The following is a 19337-nucleotide window of genomic DNA, read 5'->3' as shown; positions in this document are numbered from 1 at the left end:
CCGCTCAGTGGGATCACCGGCAGAGCGGGGCGGGAGGCGCACGGGGTGGGGAGCAGCGGTATGGCAGCGGGGGGTCGGCGAGTGTCGGCGGAGCGGGTGCGGGAGCGCCGTAGGGCCGCGGTGCGCAAGCGCGTTCACGACAAGGCACTGGTCGAGGTGCGGGGCTGTCTGCGGGACTGGGACGACGGCCGTGACGCGGCACGCGAGGCCAAGGCCGTGGATGAGACGATCATCGCGCCCGAGTACGAGGGCCGGGTGCTCATCGAGTTGTTGCAAAACGCGCACGACGCGCACCTGGCTGGCGCCGCCGAGGGACGTATCGAGATCCGGCTGGACGAGGACGAGGGTGAGCACGGCACCCTCTATGTGGCCAATGGCGGCAAGCCGTTCGGCGGCAAGAACTTCAAGGATTTGTGCAGCATCGCCCTGTCCAGCAAGCGTGCCGACGCCGGGATTGGCCACAAGGGCGTGGGCTTCAAAAGCGTGCTGCACCTGTGCGACGCCCCCGAGGTCTACAGCGTGGCCAGGGAGGGATCCCGGGTCCCCGACGGGTTCACCTTCCGGTTCGCCCGGCTCGACGACTACGACGCGCTCGCTCGGGAGGTGGCGCCCGAACGCGTCGGCCTCGCCGACTACTTGAAGGAGAACCTGCTCACTCTGAAGGTGCCGGTTTTTCTGGAGGAGGCACCGAAGAGCGTCCACAACTTCGTGCGCCGGGGCTTCGTCACCGTCGTCCGTCTGCCGCTGAAGTCGGCCGACGCGCGCTCGGCCGCCGGGGCACAGATGCGGGAACTCATGGATGGCAGCGCCCCGTTCGAGCTGTTTCTTGACCGCCTGGAACGTGTCCGGCTGGAGCGGCGGGTCGCAGGGAAAACCCGGGGTAAGACGTATGAGCGCCAGGTGGAGGTGCTGCACCAGGCCCGCGGCCTGAAGGTGCAGCAGGTCACCTTGCGCCGGCGGATGCGACTGATCGTCGTCTGCGGGAAGGCCGACCCGGACCGCGCCCGGGAGGCGCTCACGGCGTCGATCGAGAAGAGCGGGATGCGACGCGACTGGATGGCCTGGGAGAAGACGGCCGAGGTTCGCGTCGCCGTACCGGTCGCCGATCCCCTGCGGGAGGGACGGCTGTACACCTTCCTGCCGATGGGCGAGCAGATCCCGGCGGCCGTGCGCGGCTTCGTCCACGCCCCGTTCTTTGCCGAGATGAACCGGCGCTCGTATAACGAGGCGGTGCCGTGGAACGGCCTGCTGCTCGACACCGTGGCTGAGACGTGTGCCCGCGCGGTACTCGCCACCGGCGGGGGACGGGCCCCCGTTCCCGCCGGAGCGCTGGTCGACCTGATGTGCTGGCGGTCGCCCACGGCACTGACCCGGCTCACTTCCGCCTTCCAGCGGCTGGGCCACAGCATCGCCCAGGTCCCGTTCATCCCCGTGATCGCCACGGCGTCCGGCACGCGCACCTCCCTGCACCGGGCAGTGCTGTGGGAAGGCAAGGAGCACGCCACGGCCTTCACCCCGCACGCGGTCGCCGCCAGCGGGGTCATCGATCTCCTCGACCCGCAGCTGCATTCCGTACGGCTGCGGCGGCTGGTGTCTCTCGCGAGGAGTGGGGGCACGCGCCTCGAACCGCCGCCGGAGCGCCTGGCCTCCTGGGCGGAGAGGCTCGCCGAGGCCGCCGCCCGTGCCCCCTTCGACCCTGGATGGTGGGCGGACTTCTACTACGACCTCTCGCAGGAGTTCCCCGGCGGCTCGGCCCTGACCGGCAAGCGGATTATCCTCACGTCCGGGCCGGCGCTGGCACCAGCCAGCGCGGAAGGCGTCTTCTTCGACCGGGAGTCCCCGCGGGGCGGCTCCCTTCCGGCCCTGCCCGACGGGTTGTCCGGCCGTCTGCACTTCGTGCACGAGGGCATCGCCTGGACCGGCAAGGGCCGCAAGCGTAGAGCGCAGGGCCGCACCTGGCTCAGGACCGCCGGCCTCGTCCACGAGTACGGCGCCGACCGGGTGCTGGAGCTTGTGGCCGCGGCACTGAGGGTGGACGGAGAGGGCGGAGTCGAGGACGGCGTGCGCCTGGCCTGCCTTCGCTACGCCTGCGCGGTCTCCCACGCGCTGGAGACCGAGGGGCACAAGGCTCCGCGGCTGAAGGATCTCCGGGTGCCGACCCGGGGCGGCTGGCAAGAGGCGAGGCGCGCCATGTTCGGGCCGGGATGGCCCGGTGAGCACTCTTCCGTCGATGACACTCTGGCCCGGTTCCTGGAGCGCGTCCGGGGGCTGTCGTCCGTACTCACCCAGACGGAGCAGCGGCTTTTCCCGCGCCCCGAGGAGCTGTGCGGGGACACGCTCCCAGTCGAGGCCATGCGGCGCTTCCTCGAACAGCACGGCGTCGCTCACGGCCTGCGTCCCCGGCACGAGGTCTTCCGCGCCGAAGTGCGAGGCCAGGATCTCAACTGGCCCGCCCGTTTCTGGGTTCCGAACCGGCGGGATCTGCTGCCACAGTGGCGGACGACCGCCGAGCGCTGGCCGAACCGGCGGCGGGTCGGCTACCTCAAGGTGGCCTACCACTCACGCGCCCGTTCCGCGGCCGTGCTACCCGGCCAGGACGACTACGCCGCCTTCGGTGAGGAGGACCGCAGGCTCTACGCGGAACTCATCGTGCACGGCCTCGCTTTCTCCTGGCCGGACTCCGCGCTGGAGATGCATTTCGTACGCCACACCGACTCCGCGGGGACCCACTGGCCCACCCCGCTGGCCGCCTTCCTAGCCCAAGCGCCGTGGATCCCGCAGACCACCGTCCCGGGCACCCCCGCTGAGGGGACCATGTTCGCGACCGCGGGCCGGGCCTGGTGGTGGCAGGGCCCGCAGTCCCAGCCCCCGCTCCTCAGCGTGGTGTCCGCGACCTTGCGCAGCAGGCGGTTCGCCAAGCTCGTGACACGCCTCGGCCTGCTCGGCATCCGCTCCTGGGACGACCCCGGCACTGCGCTCGACCGGCTCAGCCATCTGCCCGACCTGGTGCAGGCCGGCCCGCACCTGCGTGAAGGCAGGCACGCGCACGAGATCGGGCAGGAGTACGAGAAGGCTTGGGCCCAGCTGCTGCCCGCGGACGGCGGCACACGCACGGCCGACGGTGGGCCCGCCACGCCACCGCACCGGCTGCTGGTCCACCGGGCCGGTGCCCTCGAACTGCTGGACCCGGCGGAGACGGACGAGACGGTCTTCGTCCCGGACCCGGACGGCGCCCAGAACCGGGCACTCCTGGACCGCGTCCCGGTACCTGTGATCCCGATCAGGGACAGGGCGCTGGGCGCCCGGGTCCACGCCTTCCTCGACCAAGGGGCGACGTTCGACGTCCAACGGTGCGGCGACGCCGCACACGACATCCAGGCCGACGGGCTGCCCGTCCGTGAGGCGACGCGCCTGCCGCTCACCCAGTACGCGGGCCCCTGGCTGCTCACCCTGGTCGCGGCCCTGGTGGAGTTCGACGAGGAGCGCGCGTCCCGGACGGAGCCTGTGACCGTGGCCGAGTCGACCTGGCTGCTGCGCCGCTGCGAGGTGACCGTGGCCGACGAGGCCGTCGTCTGGATCGCCGGACACCGTCTCACCGAGAACGGCACGGACCGCGCCCTGCTTCACCCGCACCCCGACCGGCCCTGTGTCGTCGTCGTGCACAGCGGGCCGCGCACCGGCTGGCGGGTGCTCCGTACCGCCGCCCCCGCCCTGGCCGCTCTCATCCGTGCGCCCTACCTCGCGGACATCCTGTGGAAGGCCCTGACCCGGCTGGAGGAGCGGGGCCTGAAGACGGACGACGTGTCCGAAGAGGATCTCGCGGACGTCCTGGAGCTGCGGCAGCACCAGCTGCGCGCCGTCCTCGCCGAGCGGGCCTCGCAGCGCTCTGGCAGCGCGCGGCTCGTGCCGCTCCTCGCCTGCCTCGACCTCGACCTCGCGGAGGAACTCCAACAGCGCGTCGAGGACTTCCCCGACCGTGCAGCCCTCCTGGCCTGGCTCACCGCCCGTGCCGGCGCGCCGGACGCGGAACGCCTCATGCGGCTCCTCGACGACGATCCGGAACGGCAGCTGAGGGCCCTGTCCGTAACCCTGGCAGGGGCCAACCGCGCCTGGCGTGCACTGGGTCTGCCGCAGATCGACAACACCGACCGGCACGAAAGGCAGTTCGCGACCTGGCTCCAGCGGCACCGTCCCGCACTCGCCGAGCGGATCAGGGACGCCCACGCCGACGTTCACCGCTCCGGCCGGTCCCTGGCCGCCTACGTGCTCCTGCGGGGCCTGCCCACACTCGCGCCGGATCCGGCCTGGCACACGACACTCTGGGACCTCACCGACCAGCTCCTCCAAGCTCACGCCGACGCATGGCTGACCCGATCGCTCCCCGCACAACTGCCGACGTCCCGCGCGCTGCCGCCGCTCACCGAGGTCCGCGAGGCATCCACCACCGCCGTCCACCAGCACCTGCCGCGTCTACGGCAGCTGATCCAGGAATGGCAGTCTCTGCACCCGACGAGCCGCACCGCGGTGCCGCCGCCCCCGCAGGAGGTGCTGCGAGCGCTGGACGACGAAGGACTGCTGGACTTCGAGGTCCTGTCCACGAAGGCGTTGATCACCTGGCTCAGCCACCACGGCCACTGGCCGACGGACATGCCCCTGTCGGACAGGCGCGCCCAACTCGGGCTGCCCCCGACGCGCTCGTCGGCGCCTGCCGGGAACAGCGGCACGGCCGCGGGCTCGGGCCGGTCCGGAGCACCCGTGCCCGGTCCCCAAGTAGCTCTGAACGGCAGGCCCGTCCCGGCGGGCCCCGACGACCTAGCCGCACTGGCCAGTGAGGTGGTCGCGGACCTGACACCGGAACAACGCGCCACTCCGGCCACGGCCGTGACCACGCTCGCCCCCCGCATTCCCCGGCCGCGCACCCCGTCACAGCCCGGAACGGGACCGCAGCGCGGTTCCTACCAAGCCACGGGCCACGATCAGGACCGCACCATGCCAGTGGGCGTAGCGGGGGAGGCGGCTGTGGCCGCCTGGCTGAACGAGCAGTTCGGAGTCGAACCACAGGACTCATGGAAGTCCAGCCTGCGCGTGCACGGACTCGCCGGGGCACAGCCGGGGGACGACCGTCTCGGCTACGACTTCCTCATCCACGACGGCGACGCGACCTATCTCTACGAGGTCAAGGCATCCACGGGCGACAGCGGAGAGATCATCCTGGGCGAGTCGGAGGTACGACGCGCTTCCCGGCTGGCCCCGGGCGAGACGTATTTCATCGTATATGTCTCCCATGTCTTCGACCGCAACCGCCGCGCCATCACCGTCTTGCCCAACCCATTCGGCGCCCCGGACCTCGCAGGCTACGAACTGGTTAGCACCCAGCTGAGGCTCCGATTCAACCTCGGCTGAATCAATAGGCTCGTGGCCGGCTAGCTGTGGGATGACGGTCTTGTTGACGAGCTTGGCAAGCATGGGTTGGGCGCTGAGTGGGCGCTTCGAGCCGAGCTGAAATGCAAACTGCCCAGCCTGCCAAGATCGAGGGCACGGCCACCAAGTCACGATGGCTAGAGCAGGGATCGAGCAGCTCATGCCGGAGCTTAGCGATCTGCAAGCGTGGGCGCGCGGCATGTACCAGATGCTTCGGAATGGCAGCACTGGCTGGCAGCCGTGGCCGTACTTCGCTGATGAGTACAAGGTGTGGGCCTGACGCCGGCCGTTGCAGGTGCCCCTCGAAGCTGACGTGTTTCCGATGACGCTCGGAAACAATCCCGCACCCCTTCGACGTTGGTGATCTTCGAGCCGATGAGGGGGAGGTATGGGGCCTGAAGCTGTTCCGCACGGATACGACGAATGGCGGCATGATCGAGGTTGTGCCGCGTCTTGCTGAGGTCGAGGCCGAGGTCCAGGGTCTCCTCGAGGCGCACATGGAGGCGCTGCTGGGCGTCCGGTTCCTGGCGAGCGAGTACAACACCGGGCCCGTGCACGGGGGCCGGATCGACTCGCTAGGGTTGGACGAGAACGGATCGCCGGTCATCGTCGAGCACAAGCGTGGTGTCGACCCCAGCGTCATCAACCAGGGTCTCTTCTACCTGGCGTGGCTGATGGACCATCGGGCAGAGTTCGAGCACCTGGTCCGCGACCGGCTCGGGGTGACGGCCGCGTCCCAGGTCCTGTGGAGCGGCCCGCGCCTGATCTGCATTGCCGGCGACTTCACCCGCTACGACGTGCATGCCGTGCGCGAGCACCGGCGCTCGATCGACCTGGTCCGCTACCGGCTCTTCGGCAACGACCTTCTCGGGCTTGAGCCCGTGATCTCCGTGAGTGACGGCATACAGGTGGGCCGTCGGGCACGGCGCCAGGCGGTTGCCCGCGCGGCGTCCGACGTCCAGGGCGCGTCCATGGCGGAGCTGGCGGATGCGGTCGACGGGGTTCTGCTCGGGGTTGGGGACGGCGTGAACCGGGTTGAGCGCAAGACCTACCGGGCGTATCAGCGGCTGCGGAACTTCGCCTGCCTGTGCCCGCCGCAGCGGAGCAAGCTGCTGGTCTACTTGAAGGTCGACCCGAAGGACGTCGACTTGGTTCCGGGCTTCACCCGAGACGTATCCGGCCTCGGTCACCACGGTACGGGCGATCTGGAGGTGCAGCTCCGTACGCCGAGGGACGTGGAGCGGGCGCAGGATCTGTTCCGGGCAAGCTACGCGGCGGCGTGATCGCCTGCCGTTACATGCCTCCTGGCGGGCTGCGCTCATGTCGTGTCTGCGGTCGTAGGTGGAGCCTTTCGACGTGCGGGCGAGGGCGTGGCGATGGACTACCTATGGTGCGCGGGACCGCCGGTTTGGCCACCGGCGGTCCCGCGCTATGTTGCCCGGCACTCGTAGGTCGTTGATCTGAACCGGCTGCGAGCGAGGAAGTTCCCAACACGGGTACTAGACACACGACTTGGACCACGAGCGAGCGAACCGCAGCTCGCCGCTCTTCACCGTCGGTCGTCGAGGGAACGCGCCTTCTCGGGCATCCCTCCCGACAACGCGTCCTCCGTTAGTCGTCGGTGGCTTCGTCACCCTGCTCTTCGGGCGGCGCCGACCGCCGGTACTGAGGGTGGTCGAGGTCGAGCTGTTTGGCTGCGTGCAGGGGCACGGGATAGCGCGAGCGGTCGGACCAGGCGATGGTCTGGTGGCACAAGCGCGCGGTCGCCCGTGCGAGCATCGTCCGGTCGACCCCATCGGCCACACCGACCGGGTAGATCTCGGTCGCCGTGATCGCCCACCACGGCGTCTTCAGCTCGTTCGTCTCTCGCTCCCCCTCCTCCCCACCCTTGCCTGGGTCGGCGTCCCAGCGGGTAATGGTTTTACCCAGGTCTCCGCCCTTGGCCTGGTAGTTGCGCGGGATATTGAAGAGGACCCAGAAGGGGTTACCGAAGTCGACGTTGGCGCGGTGCAGCTTGGCCGATGCGAACGTGATGGACTCTCTCTCGGTTTCCGGGTCGCTCTCGCGGGGGACAGGGACGTACTGAGGTACCTCGTCCCCGGCGATGTTCATGCGGATGACCGCGCTTGGCTTCTTGCGCGGTGCGTTCTTGCCTTTGCCGTATCCCGGCAGCCAGGTGCGCGGATCGGTGATGTCCTCTTCCTGGTAGCTCTGATTCTCGTTGTGCAGGCCCGTCCACATCCGTCGACAGGCGTGCCCGTCGACCATGACGACATAGCCCATGCCGGGTTCCAGCTCGTCGCGGACGAGGCTGGACAGGGCGTCTTCGACGTGTGCTGCTGCCTCTACCCAGCGTTCCTTGTCCGTCTCGCCCTTGCCATCGACGTGGAGTGCGTAATCACTGGCGTGGAAGGCGGCCATTGCCTCCCGGTAGGGCACCCAGGCCCCGATTTGGGGTGTCCACGCTCGCATCGTCCAGGCGTCGCCCTCCTCCTCCGGCGGGAACAGGGCGGTGGCAACGATGATGCGTTTGGTGTGCTTGCCGTCGGCGGTCTTGGCCTGCCGGCGGGCGTGGATCCCGCAGTAGACGAGTTTCCCCGCTTCATGGCCCTTCCTGTCCTTCGCGATGGCCCGTGCGAGGCGCTGGTCGATGATCCCGAGTGAGCGGTACAGGTCGAGGAGCGCCATGTAAGCGGCGTGGTCTTTCCCCGGCTTCGGAGGACTGATTTCTGTTGCGGGGTTTCCGAAGGATCCCGGTTTCATTCCCTTGGTGAACTGGCAGACGAAGTCCTTCTTGGCCAGGAAGCGGCGGACTTGGAACTTTCCGTCATAGCGCTCCTTGCGCAGCAGGAATGCGTTCCGCTTCTCTCCCTCCTTCTTCTTCAGGGCCGGGATCTCGGTCTCGCACCAGGCGCCGACCATGACCTGCGACCCGCTGTCGGCGAAGTCGTCTTCGAGGGATTTGAACTCCACGGTCCGGTTGATGTCGTCGCCGTGTGACAGGAAGCGCTCCGCCTGGCGGAACACCACGCTGATGCCGTGAGCGAGGAAGACCTCCTCACCTGGCTCAGGATCGCCGATGGGCTGGCCGTCCGGGAAGGCCAGGGACAGCGCGTTGATCATGCGAAGGCGGGTGTTCCAGCGATACCACAGACATACGATCCGCAGGTGCTCGAAGCCCTGGGCCTTCACGGAAGCGGTGATCTCTTCAGGCGGGGGAAAGCCGATGCTGTGGAGGAGTTCGCCAGCCTCGATACGGCTTGCACGCTCCTGCGGGGCCATCTTCTGTTTGTCCGTGGGGCGCGGCTCGAAGGTCATCGGTTCCACCGTGAAGTCCACCCAGGTGGCCTTCTCGCCCAGCACCTTGGAGACGTGTTCGGCAAGGAGCCGCAGGTGGAGGGTGCCAGGTCCCGTGCCGACAGCGAAGTTGTCGTTCCTCGGCATGAGCGGGCGGATGACGCCGGCGTCAGGAGTAATGAACGAGGGGAATTCCCCCTCCTCGGCGGCTTTCTCCAGCAGGGCCCGCTCTTCGGTGACGCGCGTCTGCAGCGCTTGCAGGACGCTGATGTCCATCTCGTCGCGTGCGAGCAGTTCCAGGGCGCGCTGGTTGACTGCGCGGACGTTGCCGTTGCGTACCAGCTCGGTGTGCAGGATGGGAAGGCCGTCGCTGCCCTGGTGGATGTGCGTGGACTTGGCATAGATCATGTTGCTGTGGACGCGGGTGACGTGGGCGTCCAGGAAGATGACGGGGTGGACGACGTTGGGCTCGGTCTTCATGACCACTGAGAGCCGGGACATCGCGTACTGGGCCTTGGTGGCCTCGTTGACCTCGGTTGCGTCGTCACGGAGGGTGTACTTGCGTCCGAAGGGGTGATCCCAGGCGATGAGGCCGCCCCGACTGTCGGGGAGGTAGGTGACTTCCCTCTTGTTCGGGTTGGCCTTCCAGCCGATCGTGCGGTTCTTGTAGACCTGTTCGCCGTTGGCGTCGAGCTTGGGGGAGCCGTCCTTCTCCTTGTCGGCGACCTTCTTGGTGATCGGGACGAGGTCGTAGATGGTGAACTTTTCTTGGGCGAGCTTCTTGGAGATCACCCAGGGCACGGCCACGTACATCCAGTCGGGACACTTCGGCTGCCTGCCGGACACCGGCTTGAGGAAGCGCGTCATCTCGAACTCCTGCTCGGGCGTGTTCGCGATGGCTTCGGCCACCGGCGGTACGTCGAGGAGGACGGCCTGGTCGGTGCTCAGCCCCTTGCTGTAGCCGACGACGCACCGGAAGACGTGGCGCAGGGTCTCGTCGTCGATCTTCTCCAGTGATACCAGGAAGTTGAGGTACCGGTCGAGGTGGACGTACCCGCCGGTCTTGAACTTCAGGTAGGTCAAGGCGGTTGAGTACGGCAGGTTCTTCTTCTCGTCCGGATGCTGCTGGCTTTTCTGCTCGTCGTCTCCGGCGCCTTTCAGCTTCTCCCATTCATCCCGCACGCTTCGCGGGAAGATCCGTACGTACACCTTCTGACCCTGGACGAGTTCGGGGGTGCAGCGCAGGGTGAGGGTGCTCGGGAGAGTCGCGGTGGTGTCGCTCAATGCTGTGATCTCTTTCGGGAAGAAGCGCTGGGCTATGCGGAGAGGGCGAGGTCGACGCCTGCGTAGGCCAGGAAGGCGTTGACCGCTTCGCCGTACAGTTCGGCCATCTGCCGGCGTTCCTCCGGCAGCCACCGGCCGGCCATGCGTTCGATGATGCTGGCCAGGTCGGAGCTCCACGTCTCGTCGTGGAAGGCGTAGTCCACGAAGTGCAGTTCCATGTTGGTACCGCCGCGTCGTGCTCGGCCGGCGAGCTGGATGAGGGACACCAGCATTCCGGCGACCATCTGTTCTTGAAGGACGAGGTCCATGGTCGACAGCTGCGGGGAGGAACGCAGAATGGTGGCCAAGTGGTCGCGTGCTGCGGTGCGAGCCGTCTGCAGAGCCTGGACGGGATCCGACGCACCGGATGCGGGCAACGAGTTGATGCCTGCGGCGTTGACACTGCCGTACATCCAGGTGGGGTCGTCGATGATCAGCGGGGGCCTCACGCACAGGTAGATAGAGTGGATGGCTGAGCGGAGATTGACGACGATGTTGAGTCCTCTGGCGATGTTAGCCAGTGGGGCGATCAGGATGTCGCCGAATTGGGGGAATTCCTCGACCTCTTCGACGGTGATGCGGCGGACCAGTGACGGGTCGGGGAGGTAGCGGACGTTGCTGAGGCGGTCTTCTTCCCGGACGAGGACGCACACGCGGTGGGAGAGCCCTTTCGCCTTGGCGATGCCGGTGGCGATGTGGCCGCACTGCTCGTAGCTGTTGGCGGTGAGGATCACGCGGGCGCGGGTGCGGGTCGATTCCGATTTGGCCAGGCGCGTGAGTTTCCTCGACAGCTTTGTCTCGTACAGGCGTTCACCGATTTCGCGCAGGGCTTCGGGCTTGTCGGAGGGGAACTGGCCGGCGATCGGGATGCGTTCTCCGGCCTTTCGGTGGCCGTTGCCGTAGGTGACGGCCGAGGACTCGACCAGGATGGATTCTTCCTGGGCGTCGGTCATCCACCACATCACGGGGGCGTGGACGTGTTCCTTGACCGCCTGGGGGAAGTAGGCCGTGGCGGAGAGCCCGAAGATGGGCCGCTCCACGCCGGCGGTGATCAGTGAGACGAGTCCGCCGAGTTCCGACACGTAGGTGTGCGGGTCGCCGGCCATGTGCTGCGTGGAGAGCTTGGCGTCCTTCTCCGGGTTCTTCATGCCGGTGACCCGGTAGCCGTTGATCGGCCTGCCGATTGTTCCGTGCGGAAGTACGTCGGCGATGCCGCCGGAGCGCATCGAGTCGATGATGCGGTTGGCGCTGAGCAGCCCGGAGTGACGCAGGGACTGGGCGGTGTCGCGCAGAACGGCGAGCGACACGTCCAGTTCGCTCATCAGCGTGCGGATGAGGAGGTGGTCGATGGCCCGGTTGCGTGTGCGGCCGTCGCTGATCATCGGGGCGAGGGCCTCGTGGAGCCTGAGTTTGAGCGCGTCGCGCTGGTTGATGCCGCGCGGCGACACGACGGCCCCGAGGACGCTGCTCACTCGTCCCCACTCGGGGTCCAAGAGCATGGGTGTAGGAGCCGTCTCGTCGTCTTCGCCGAGGTCGGGTGCCGGTACCAGGGCGTTGAGCCGGTGGATGGCCTCGGCGGGTAGCGGCTGGCCGTCGCTGACCTGGTATTCGGGGAACAGGAGGCTGATGAGCTCTCGGTCCTTGGAGCGTGGCAGGCGCCAGCCCTCGTAGTCGTATTCGTGCCTCAGCCGCGGGACTCGGGCGTCGTCGTGGTGGTTGAGGCGGAATGCCTTGGTGCACAGGCCGGTCAGCAGGGACTCGGCCATGAGCCGGACGTGGCTGACTGGTTCGATGAGTTGGTCCTCGAAGCGCAGAGGAAGGTGCTTGGCCGCGGTGTCCAGGACCTGCGGTTCTGCGGTCCACGGGCGTCGGGAGTGCAGATCGACGGTGGTGGCGCAGCGGTCGACGGCGACGGCCTGGAAGGCGTCGATCTCGTCGATGATGACGAAATCGCTGGCGCGGAGCACGAACTCGCGGACGGTGACGGACCGGACCGGGCGGCCGTCGATCTGGATGCCCACCCGCATGGTGCCCTGGATGAAGTTGTGGTGGTTGGTGACGATCACCGTGGCGTCAGCCGCCTGGTAAGCGGGGGTGAACTTGCCGCAGGTCGGGATCCAGGGGCAGGCCAGCATCTCTCCGCCGCCGCGCAGGCTCAGGCAGTTCTCCTTGCCGGGGCGGTAGATGCCGGCGGAGTCGAGCCAGTGCTGCTGTGCGCATCCATAGGCGAGGTGGTCGACGTCACGGCGGCCTCGCTTGCCCCATTCCCCGGGGGCGTCGGGGTCCTCCTTGACGAGGGCCGCGTGCTTGAGGGCCCGCTCGTGCCGTGAAGACGGCGACATCAGCGGAGCGCACGTCGCCAGGTGCTCGGTCTTGCCCGCCTGGTGCAGGATCTCGAGGTCGCGGCTGATGTCCCAGACGGAGGCGAGCGTGGCCTTCACATCAGGGACGAGGAGGGTGATGCGGTAGCCGTTGAGCGCGGCCCACGAGCCCAGGAGACGGACCAGCACGGACTTACCGGTTCCGGTGGGCGCGTGGAAGATCTGGGTACAGCCGGCCAGGAGATCTAGCACGTTGACGGTGTCGGTGTCACGGGCCTTGACCCGGTCGAGCAGGCCCGTCAGCACCTTGTACAGCCAGGGGCCAGCCTCTGTGTCCTCGTACTGGGTGTCCAGGAGCTGGGCGATGTCCTTGAGATCTTGGACGTAGACCGGGACCGTGCCGACGTTGGGCCGGGTGGTGAGGGCGGGAAGCGTGTCGTGGCCGAGAGGCTGAGTGAAAGCGGGAAAGCGGGGGATGGTCACGCGCCCGTGGACGATCTCGTTGCCCTCGGTGCGTTCACTCGTCTCGTACGTCTGACCCGGCGCTGCGAACTCGTGGGGCTTGCGCCGGCTGCTCGGCCGCCGGTAGGGCGCGAGAAGGCTCCTGGCGTAGCCGAGGTAGTCCCCTCCCAACAGGGGGTAGGCCGCAGTGGCGGTGAGAGGATCACCGGCCAGGGTGAACAGCTGGAGGGTGGTCTCCTCGTCCTCCTCATCGGCGCTGTCCATGGCGCCCAGGAGGATCCGCGCGGCGGAGGCGAACCGCTTCTCGTCGGCGAGGTCGGGGTTGCTGAGCTTCATCACCTCGGCCACGAGTAGGCGTTCCTCACTGCCCAGCTCATTCCATCTCTCCCATGCCTGGGGTTTGCAGCTGGCGAAGAACGCCGCGTGGCGGAAGGAGGCCAGCGGCTTGCCGTCGTTGTCCTCCTGCGGGAAGTAGTAGGCGGCCAGGGCCAGCGCGGCGCGGACGAAGGCGTCCCTGACAGTCATCTGGCTCATGCCCACATCACCCCGGCGCTCTGGCAGACCATCTTGGCGAAGTCGGTCATGGTCGCGGCCTTCATTCCGTACTTGTGGCAGGTCACGGTCAGCAGGGGGATCTGGTCGGCTCGGTGGTCGGGAACGACGAGCCATTCGGCGCCGCCCTTGTCGCCCTCGTTGCGGTGCAGGCTCTCGGCCAGGACGCGGCCGTGGGTGTAGTCCTTCACATCCACGGTGAAGGCGTGCGTGCTCCCGTCAGGGCCCTTGACCTCGATGCGATGGTCGTAGGCATCGCTCATCGGCCAGAGTCTGACGGCTTCGTCCACATCGGCCAGTGCGGTGGCCAGCCGCTCCCGCAGAACGGTGTGCAGACGCAGCTCGTGCAGGCCGGGCACGCAGGTGTAGCGCCACACGCCGCGCTTGAGGGCCAGATGCCCCTCAACCGGCTTCGCCTCCGGCACGGCACCCGTGGTGCCCAGCGCGAGCGCTGCCTCGTGCGGAGCCGGAGTGTCGGGGCTGTCCGGATGCAGCTGCGGCGCGTCTCCGGACGTGGGCCGGAACATGAAGCTGGCACCGGTATCGGCGTGACGGCCGTAGAGGCAGGCGACGCGGTAGTACTCGCGGCCCGCACTCATCCGCTTGCTGATCTTCATGGGCCACTTGCACACCGTGCAGGGGAACCACCAGGTCCGGTAGACGGCATGGTAGGGGATCGGCTCGTAGAAGCCGATCGCGTTGAGGGGCAGGCCGCGCTTGTTCAGCTCCGCGGCCGTGCCGGCCGGGCATTCCACCAGCGTGGTGCGGTCTTTGACGTACTGGGCGTCACCGCGGCCTTTGAGGATCTCGTACATCTGATCCTGGTCGATCTCGTCCTGAAGCTGCTCCTCGGTGAACCGCATCCGGCCGATCCGCCGAAGCCGCTTCAAAATCCGGTGCAGCTGGGAGGTCTCCCACTGCAGATCGAAGGCGTTTCCGGTGACGCAGCCCTCGGCGTCGACTACGGGAAAGTCGAGATCGCCGAAGCCGGACCGTTCCAGCCATGGCGGGAGCAGGCCGTCGATGGGACCGCGCAGTCTTCGGCGGAATTCGCCAAAAGGCAGCGGTACTCCGGGGCCGTACGCGGCGAGCAAGTCTCCGTGGTACCGCATCAGCTTTTCGGCCCGGTCTCTCGGGCTCAGGTCCGGGGCGTTGATCGTTTGGCAGGCTTTGATGAAGGTGAAGTTGATCAGGCGGAACGCCTCGAAATGCGAGAACGTCAAGCTGTCATCATCGACATGGGTCGTCACGGCAGACGACGGTAGAGCACGGGTCTGACAATGCCCCCGGAACGGCCTCGGCCGCCCTAAACGATCACTGACCCGTAGACGCCGCAGATGGGTACATCTCCGTGTAGACGTGCAGGTAGGAGGCAATGTGCTGCTGCCCGAGAGTGGTGGTGTGCCACCGGTACTCGAGGACGTGCGTATGGCCCGGTGCCATCCGGGGGCGTAGTTCGATGAAGCCTCTGCTGGGATGCGCCTGGCGCTTCGGCCGATAGCCGACAGCCAAGTAGAACAGGGACTTGCCCTTCAGCTCGCTCTCGTGAAGACCCTCGGGGCCGGCTGCGGCGACACGCAGGAGAACGCCCCACAGCCATTCGGACAGCAGATGCGCGGGAGGCGCCGGTTCTGCGGGCTCTCCCAGCCCAGCGCGGGCGCAGGCACGGCCGCGGCGGGTAATCTCCACCAGGGTCCGGTCTACCTCACCGACCCCCGGAACTTCTACGCGGTCCTTGGTCACTTTGATCAGTCCCAGCCGCTCCAGGGAGTGGAGGGTGGCCCCGGCCCCTTGATCGTGGACGCCAGCGCTCCGCAGGCGCTGCTGAAGGCGCGTGTGGCCGACTACTTCGGTGGGTGCGTCGAGAGCGAAAGGCAACTTCCGCCACTGCTTGGCCGGCGGAACCCTGACCTGATTCTGCCGGCGCATCCACATCTCCGTTTCGGTCATCTGGTCATCGCGCAGGGTTTCGCCCAGATAGACCCGCTGCCGATCGTTCAGTGCCTCCCAGCCCTCGACCGCTGACGCCGGCGGACCGTGCTGCTCCCGCTCAGGAAGACGCGGTGGCTCATCATCCGGCCGCGTACGCATCCAGGCGTCCATCACCATCCGGACGGGCACTGCGTACACGGCGGCAAGCTGCTGCACGAGCCGGCCCGTGTGCCCCGGCTTCCTCCAGTTCCATCCGGGCACCTGACGATCCCGCTCCAGGCTGCGGACTTTGTGTGCGTCCACGAACAGATCACGGCCGACGACAGTCGCGCGAAGGCGGGTGGCGACCTCCTCTGCGGTGAGACCAGCGGCATACCGGAGGTCAACTAGTGTCTCGGACCCGCTGGGCGTACCCGTGAGGTCGGCGGTGGCACAGCCCAGAGCATCGGCGAGTCGCCGCACATTCCTGGCTTCAGGCACATATCTGCCCTCCTCCCAGTACAGGACTACGCGGTACGTGACCCCCACAAGATCAGCAAGCTCCTGTGGAGTAAGCCCAGCCTGCTCGCGCAGCGCCCTGATCTTGGTGTACTCCACGGCCAGCAGATGCCTCGGCATACTCGTAGGGAACCCCAGTGAAGACTTCATGGCAACTACATCGGCGTCGGGGGCGGGTGTCAGCATGAAAGTGGTTCGAGCGAGCGCGGGGGCGTGCCTGAATTCAGAGACCGTCACGATCATGTCTCGGGAGCACTTCATCGCTGGTGAGGGCGTCGATAGCGTTGTTTTCCCAGATCGCATCGGGCCCGCGTCGTGGTGGGGCGGGCGATCGATGGCGCGATCTTCCAGTCACGTGGGGCGGGCACGCCAGACATCGGATAGGGCGCGGTTGGCGACTGGTCCGCGCCGTCGGGCGGGCCAGCCCCACGGCGCCGCTATGGCGCCGCCTCCGTCAGTCCCCCGGGGTGTTGCCTGCTGTGCGCGATTGCCGTATTTCGTGGTTCTGGGGAGGGATATCGTTGGTGGGTCGTCCGCACAGGGATGCGACGCCCCGCGCCTGTCCACTCGGCGGTTGTCCGCTGGCTGCGCGCCCAGCATCCCCGTACTGGGCTGACTGATAGGAAGAGCACGACCTTCGGGTCGCCACCCTGTGACGAGCAAGGACACCCCCGACTGATGGCAGTGACCCAGCAGGAGATCGAGAACCGGTTGTGGGACGCCGCCGACGAGCTGCGCGTGGCGATGCCCGAAGCGCAATACTCCTCGGTCGTGTTCCCTCTGATGTTCTGGAAGTACCTGTCGGATACCTGGGAGCACACTCACCAGATCTTCCTCAAGGAGAACGAGGGTCTCGACCTCTCAGAGGAGGAAGCCGACGAGGTCGAGTACAGCAACTACCAGACGTTCAAGATCCCCCTCATCTTCCCTGACACCGTCGCCGAGAGCCGCGCGTCTTGGTCATCCATCCTCGCCACAGTCGCCCAGCACGGCCTCGGCCAGCGGGTTCGCGCTTCCCTTCAGGCCATCGAGTCGGCCAACCCTGACAAGTTCTCCCGTCTATTCGGGTCCATGACGTGGACCTCCGAGGCCGTGCTGCCGGGGGAGGTGCTGGCGTCGGTCATGCGGGCGATGAACCGCGTCCCCAAGATGCACGAGGGCAATATGTCCCACGATGTGCTCGGCGGGGCGTACGAGTACTTGCTGAAGCGCTTCTCCGATGGGTCTGGCATCCGCGCCGGCCAGTTTTTCACCCCGCGTGAGGTGGTGGAACTGATCATCGAGCTGCTGGACCCTAAGAACCATGAGTCGGTGTATGACCCGGCCTGTGGGTCAGGCGGCATGCTCATCGCCTCGGCGAACCTTCTGAAGGCTCGCGGAGGCCGCGGATACACACTCAGCCTGAACGGGCAGGAAGCGGTAACGGATACTGCGGGTGTGGCCCGCATGAACCTCTTCATGCACAACCTGACCGAGTTCAAGGTCGAGGTCGGCGACACCCTGCGGGACCCGCGCTTCAAGAAGCCGGACGGGTCCGTCAAGCAGTTCGATATGATCGTCGCCAATCCGCCCTACAGCCTGAAGTGGAAGCCTTGGGCCGATGACCCGCGCGCCATCGGCGGTGTCGCCCCCCAGTCGTCGGCGGACTGGGCATTCGTGCAGCACATGATCGCCAGCATGGACCCGCAGAGGGGCCGGGCCGGCGTCGTCCTGCCCCACGGCGTCCTCTTCCGAGGTGGCCAGGAAGCGGCAATCCGCAAGCGTGTTCTCGACGACGACCTGCTCGAAGCAGTCATTGGCCTGCCTGCGAACCTCTTCTATTCGACCGCCATCCCCACGGCGATCCTGGTATTCCGTGCACGCGGCACTAAGGCCAAGGGGCGGCGAGACGGTGTGTTGTTCATCGACGCCTCCAACCGGTTCACCAAGGCCAAGAATCGCAGCATCCTTACGGACGCTGACATCGCTGACACGGTGGCCGCCTACCATTCGGACTTCGACGGCGACGGCACCCCGGTGGATTCCGACGGAGAAAGCGGTCTCTCGGCGCGATTCGTGCCGATCACCGAGATCGCGGCCAACGGGTACGACCTCAACATCGGCCGCTACATCAAGCAGGCCGCCGCCGAACAGGAAGACCTCGGCACCCTCATCGACGCCTACAACATCGCCCGCGCCGAGCGCCAGAAGACCGAGCAGCGCATGCTCGCGGTCCTCTCTGCTGCCGGGATCGAGGGCTTCGATGAGTGACTGGCAGCAGATCAGCCTGGGCGTCCTGGAGACTCCCGTGCGTCACAAGGTAGCCGTTCCACCGCAGGGATCGAGGGTTTCGGTGAGTGACGGCTATCCGCTTCGTCCGCTCGGGGAGGTGATGCGTCTCGACATCCGGCGCACACCAATGAATCCTACAACTACCTACCGCCTAGCTGGGGTTCTGAATGCAGGGAAGGGGGTTATCGCTAAAGGTGAACTCGACGGCGGAGATACAGAGTACGCGGCAATGAACGTGCTGCGCGCTAACCAGGTGGTGATGCGAAAGCTGACTGCGTGGGAAGGGCCAATCACCGTAGTACCTGCCGAGTTCGAAGGATTCGTCGTCAGCAACGAATTTCCGACGTTCACGCTTGGCCCAGAACTGATGCCCGGCTGGATGAGGCACGTTTGTGGATCACCGCGACTGTGGGCAGAGATGAAAAACCGAGTGAGCGGGACAGTTCAACGGCGCAAGCGTCTCAATCCAGAACAACTCTTGCAGATCCAACTTCCGATTCCACCCCTTGAGGTACAAGGGCGGATCGTCGAGATGCTCGACGCGATCGACGAACAGATCGCCGCACTTGACGAAGAGGCTGAGGCGCTGGACCGCGTATCGATGGCCATTGCCGAGGCCATGCTCGCCGAGGAACCTACCGTGGCGCTCGGAACAATGCTCAAGGACATTCGAGGCGGCAAGAGCCCCCAGGCGAACAATAGACCCCCGGCCGATAACGAGCTTGGCGTATTGAAGGTCAGCGCGGTCACTCCCTTCACGTTCCTCCCAAAAGAGTCCAAGAGCCTTCTACCTGGCACTCACATGCCTGAATTCGCGCTTGTTCAGCCCGGAGACGTACTCATCACGCGAGCGAACACGCCTTTGCGAGTCGGAGCCGTCGCACGAGTTCCTGCCGATGTTCGGAATGGCCTCTACCTTGCTGACAAGACTCTTCGACTGGTGCCGTCGCCAGAACTGGACCCGGACTTCCTCGTGGTGGCCATGGCGTTGAAGTCGGCCCGGACGCACCTCACGAGTTCCGCTACAGGGACCAGCGCGTCAATGGTCAACGTTAGCCAGGGGCGTATTCGTGACACACCAATCCCTCTTGCTGACCTGGGCCGGCAGCGGGAGGTGTCCTCCACTGTGCTGTCGGTCCGTGCGAACACCGATGCGGTGCGTGCTGAGGCCGCCCGCCTTCGGAGTGCACGCTCCAGCCTGCTCTCAGGTTTGCTGGACCGCACCATCGAGATTGAGTCTGCCGAACTGGGGGTCTGAGC

Annotated in this window: 8 protein-coding genes; 4 read left to right on the top strand and 4 right to left on the bottom strand. The window is 66.8% G+C overall.

Going from position 1 to position 19337, the window contains the following annotated elements:
* Window positions 1–60: 60 nt before the first annotated feature.
* Entirely contained in the window at window positions 61–5403 is a 5343-nt protein-coding gene (locus tag ACIBCJ_RS14490; RefSeq protein ID WP_365978207.1) for a sacsin N-terminal ATP-binding-like domain-containing protein, read from the top strand.
* A 449-nt stretch (window positions 5404–5852) separates the two neighbouring features.
* Complete coding sequence (locus ACIBCJ_RS14485; protein WP_365978206.1) at window positions 5853–6704, top strand: DUF5655 domain-containing protein; 852 nt, start codon at window positions 5853–5855, stop codon at window positions 6702–6704.
* 328 nt (window positions 6705–7032) lie between these two features.
* Here the strand turns inward: ACIBCJ_RS14485 and ACIBCJ_RS14480 are convergent, their stop codons facing one another.
* The 4 genes from ACIBCJ_RS14480 to ACIBCJ_RS14465 all read right to left on the bottom strand — a co-directional run bounded on the left by ACIBCJ_RS14480 (window position 7033) and on the right by ACIBCJ_RS14465 (window position 16049).
* A complete protein-coding gene (locus tag ACIBCJ_RS14480) occupies window positions 7033–10002 on the bottom strand; it encodes an RNaseH domain-containing protein (protein ID WP_365978205.1) in 2970 nt (989 codons plus the stop codon).
* A gap of 32 nt (window positions 10003–10034) precedes the next feature.
* On the bottom strand, window positions 10035–13358 hold the full coding sequence (locus ACIBCJ_RS14475) for a hypothetical protein (protein WP_365978204.1): 3324 nt from the start codon (window positions 13356–13358) through the stop codon (window positions 10035–10037).
* Window positions 13355–14626: a hypothetical protein gene (locus tag ACIBCJ_RS14470; RefSeq protein WP_365978203.1), complete on the bottom strand. Its 1272-nt coding sequence runs from the start codon at window positions 14624–14626 to the stop codon at window positions 13355–13357. The genes ACIBCJ_RS14475 and ACIBCJ_RS14470 overlap by 4 nt, the downstream gene beginning before the upstream one ends.
* Before the next feature lie 64 nt (window positions 14627–14690).
* Window positions 14691–16049, bottom strand: a complete 1359-nt coding sequence (locus ACIBCJ_RS14465) for a helix-turn-helix transcriptional regulator (RefSeq protein WP_365978202.1) — start codon at window positions 16047–16049, stop codon at window positions 14691–14693.
* Between the two features lie 435 nt (window positions 16050–16484).
* On the opposite strand from ACIBCJ_RS14465, the gene ACIBCJ_RS14460 reads away from it, so the two are divergent.
* Window positions 16485–18056 carry an N-6 DNA methylase gene (locus ACIBCJ_RS14460; protein ID WP_365978201.1) on the top strand — a complete coding sequence of 524 codons (1572 nt, stop codon included), beginning with the start codon at window positions 16485–16487 and terminating at the stop codon, window positions 18054–18056.
* Window positions 18049–19335, top strand: coding sequence for a restriction endonuclease subunit S (locus ACIBCJ_RS14455; protein ID WP_365978200.1), 1287 nt, complete (start codon window positions 18049–18051; stop codon window positions 19333–19335). Before ACIBCJ_RS14460 ends, ACIBCJ_RS14455 begins: the two co-directional genes overlap by 8 nt.
* Window positions 19336–19337: the final 2 nt, after the last annotated feature.

This window comes from Streptomyces sp. NPDC051136, from assembly GCF_044455745.1.
Taxonomy (GTDB): domain Bacteria; phylum Actinomycetota; class Actinomycetes; order Streptomycetales; family Streptomycetaceae; genus Streptomyces.
The sequence above is the reverse complement of the archived record's forward strand: the minus strand, read 5'-3'. Positions and strand labels throughout refer to the sequence as shown.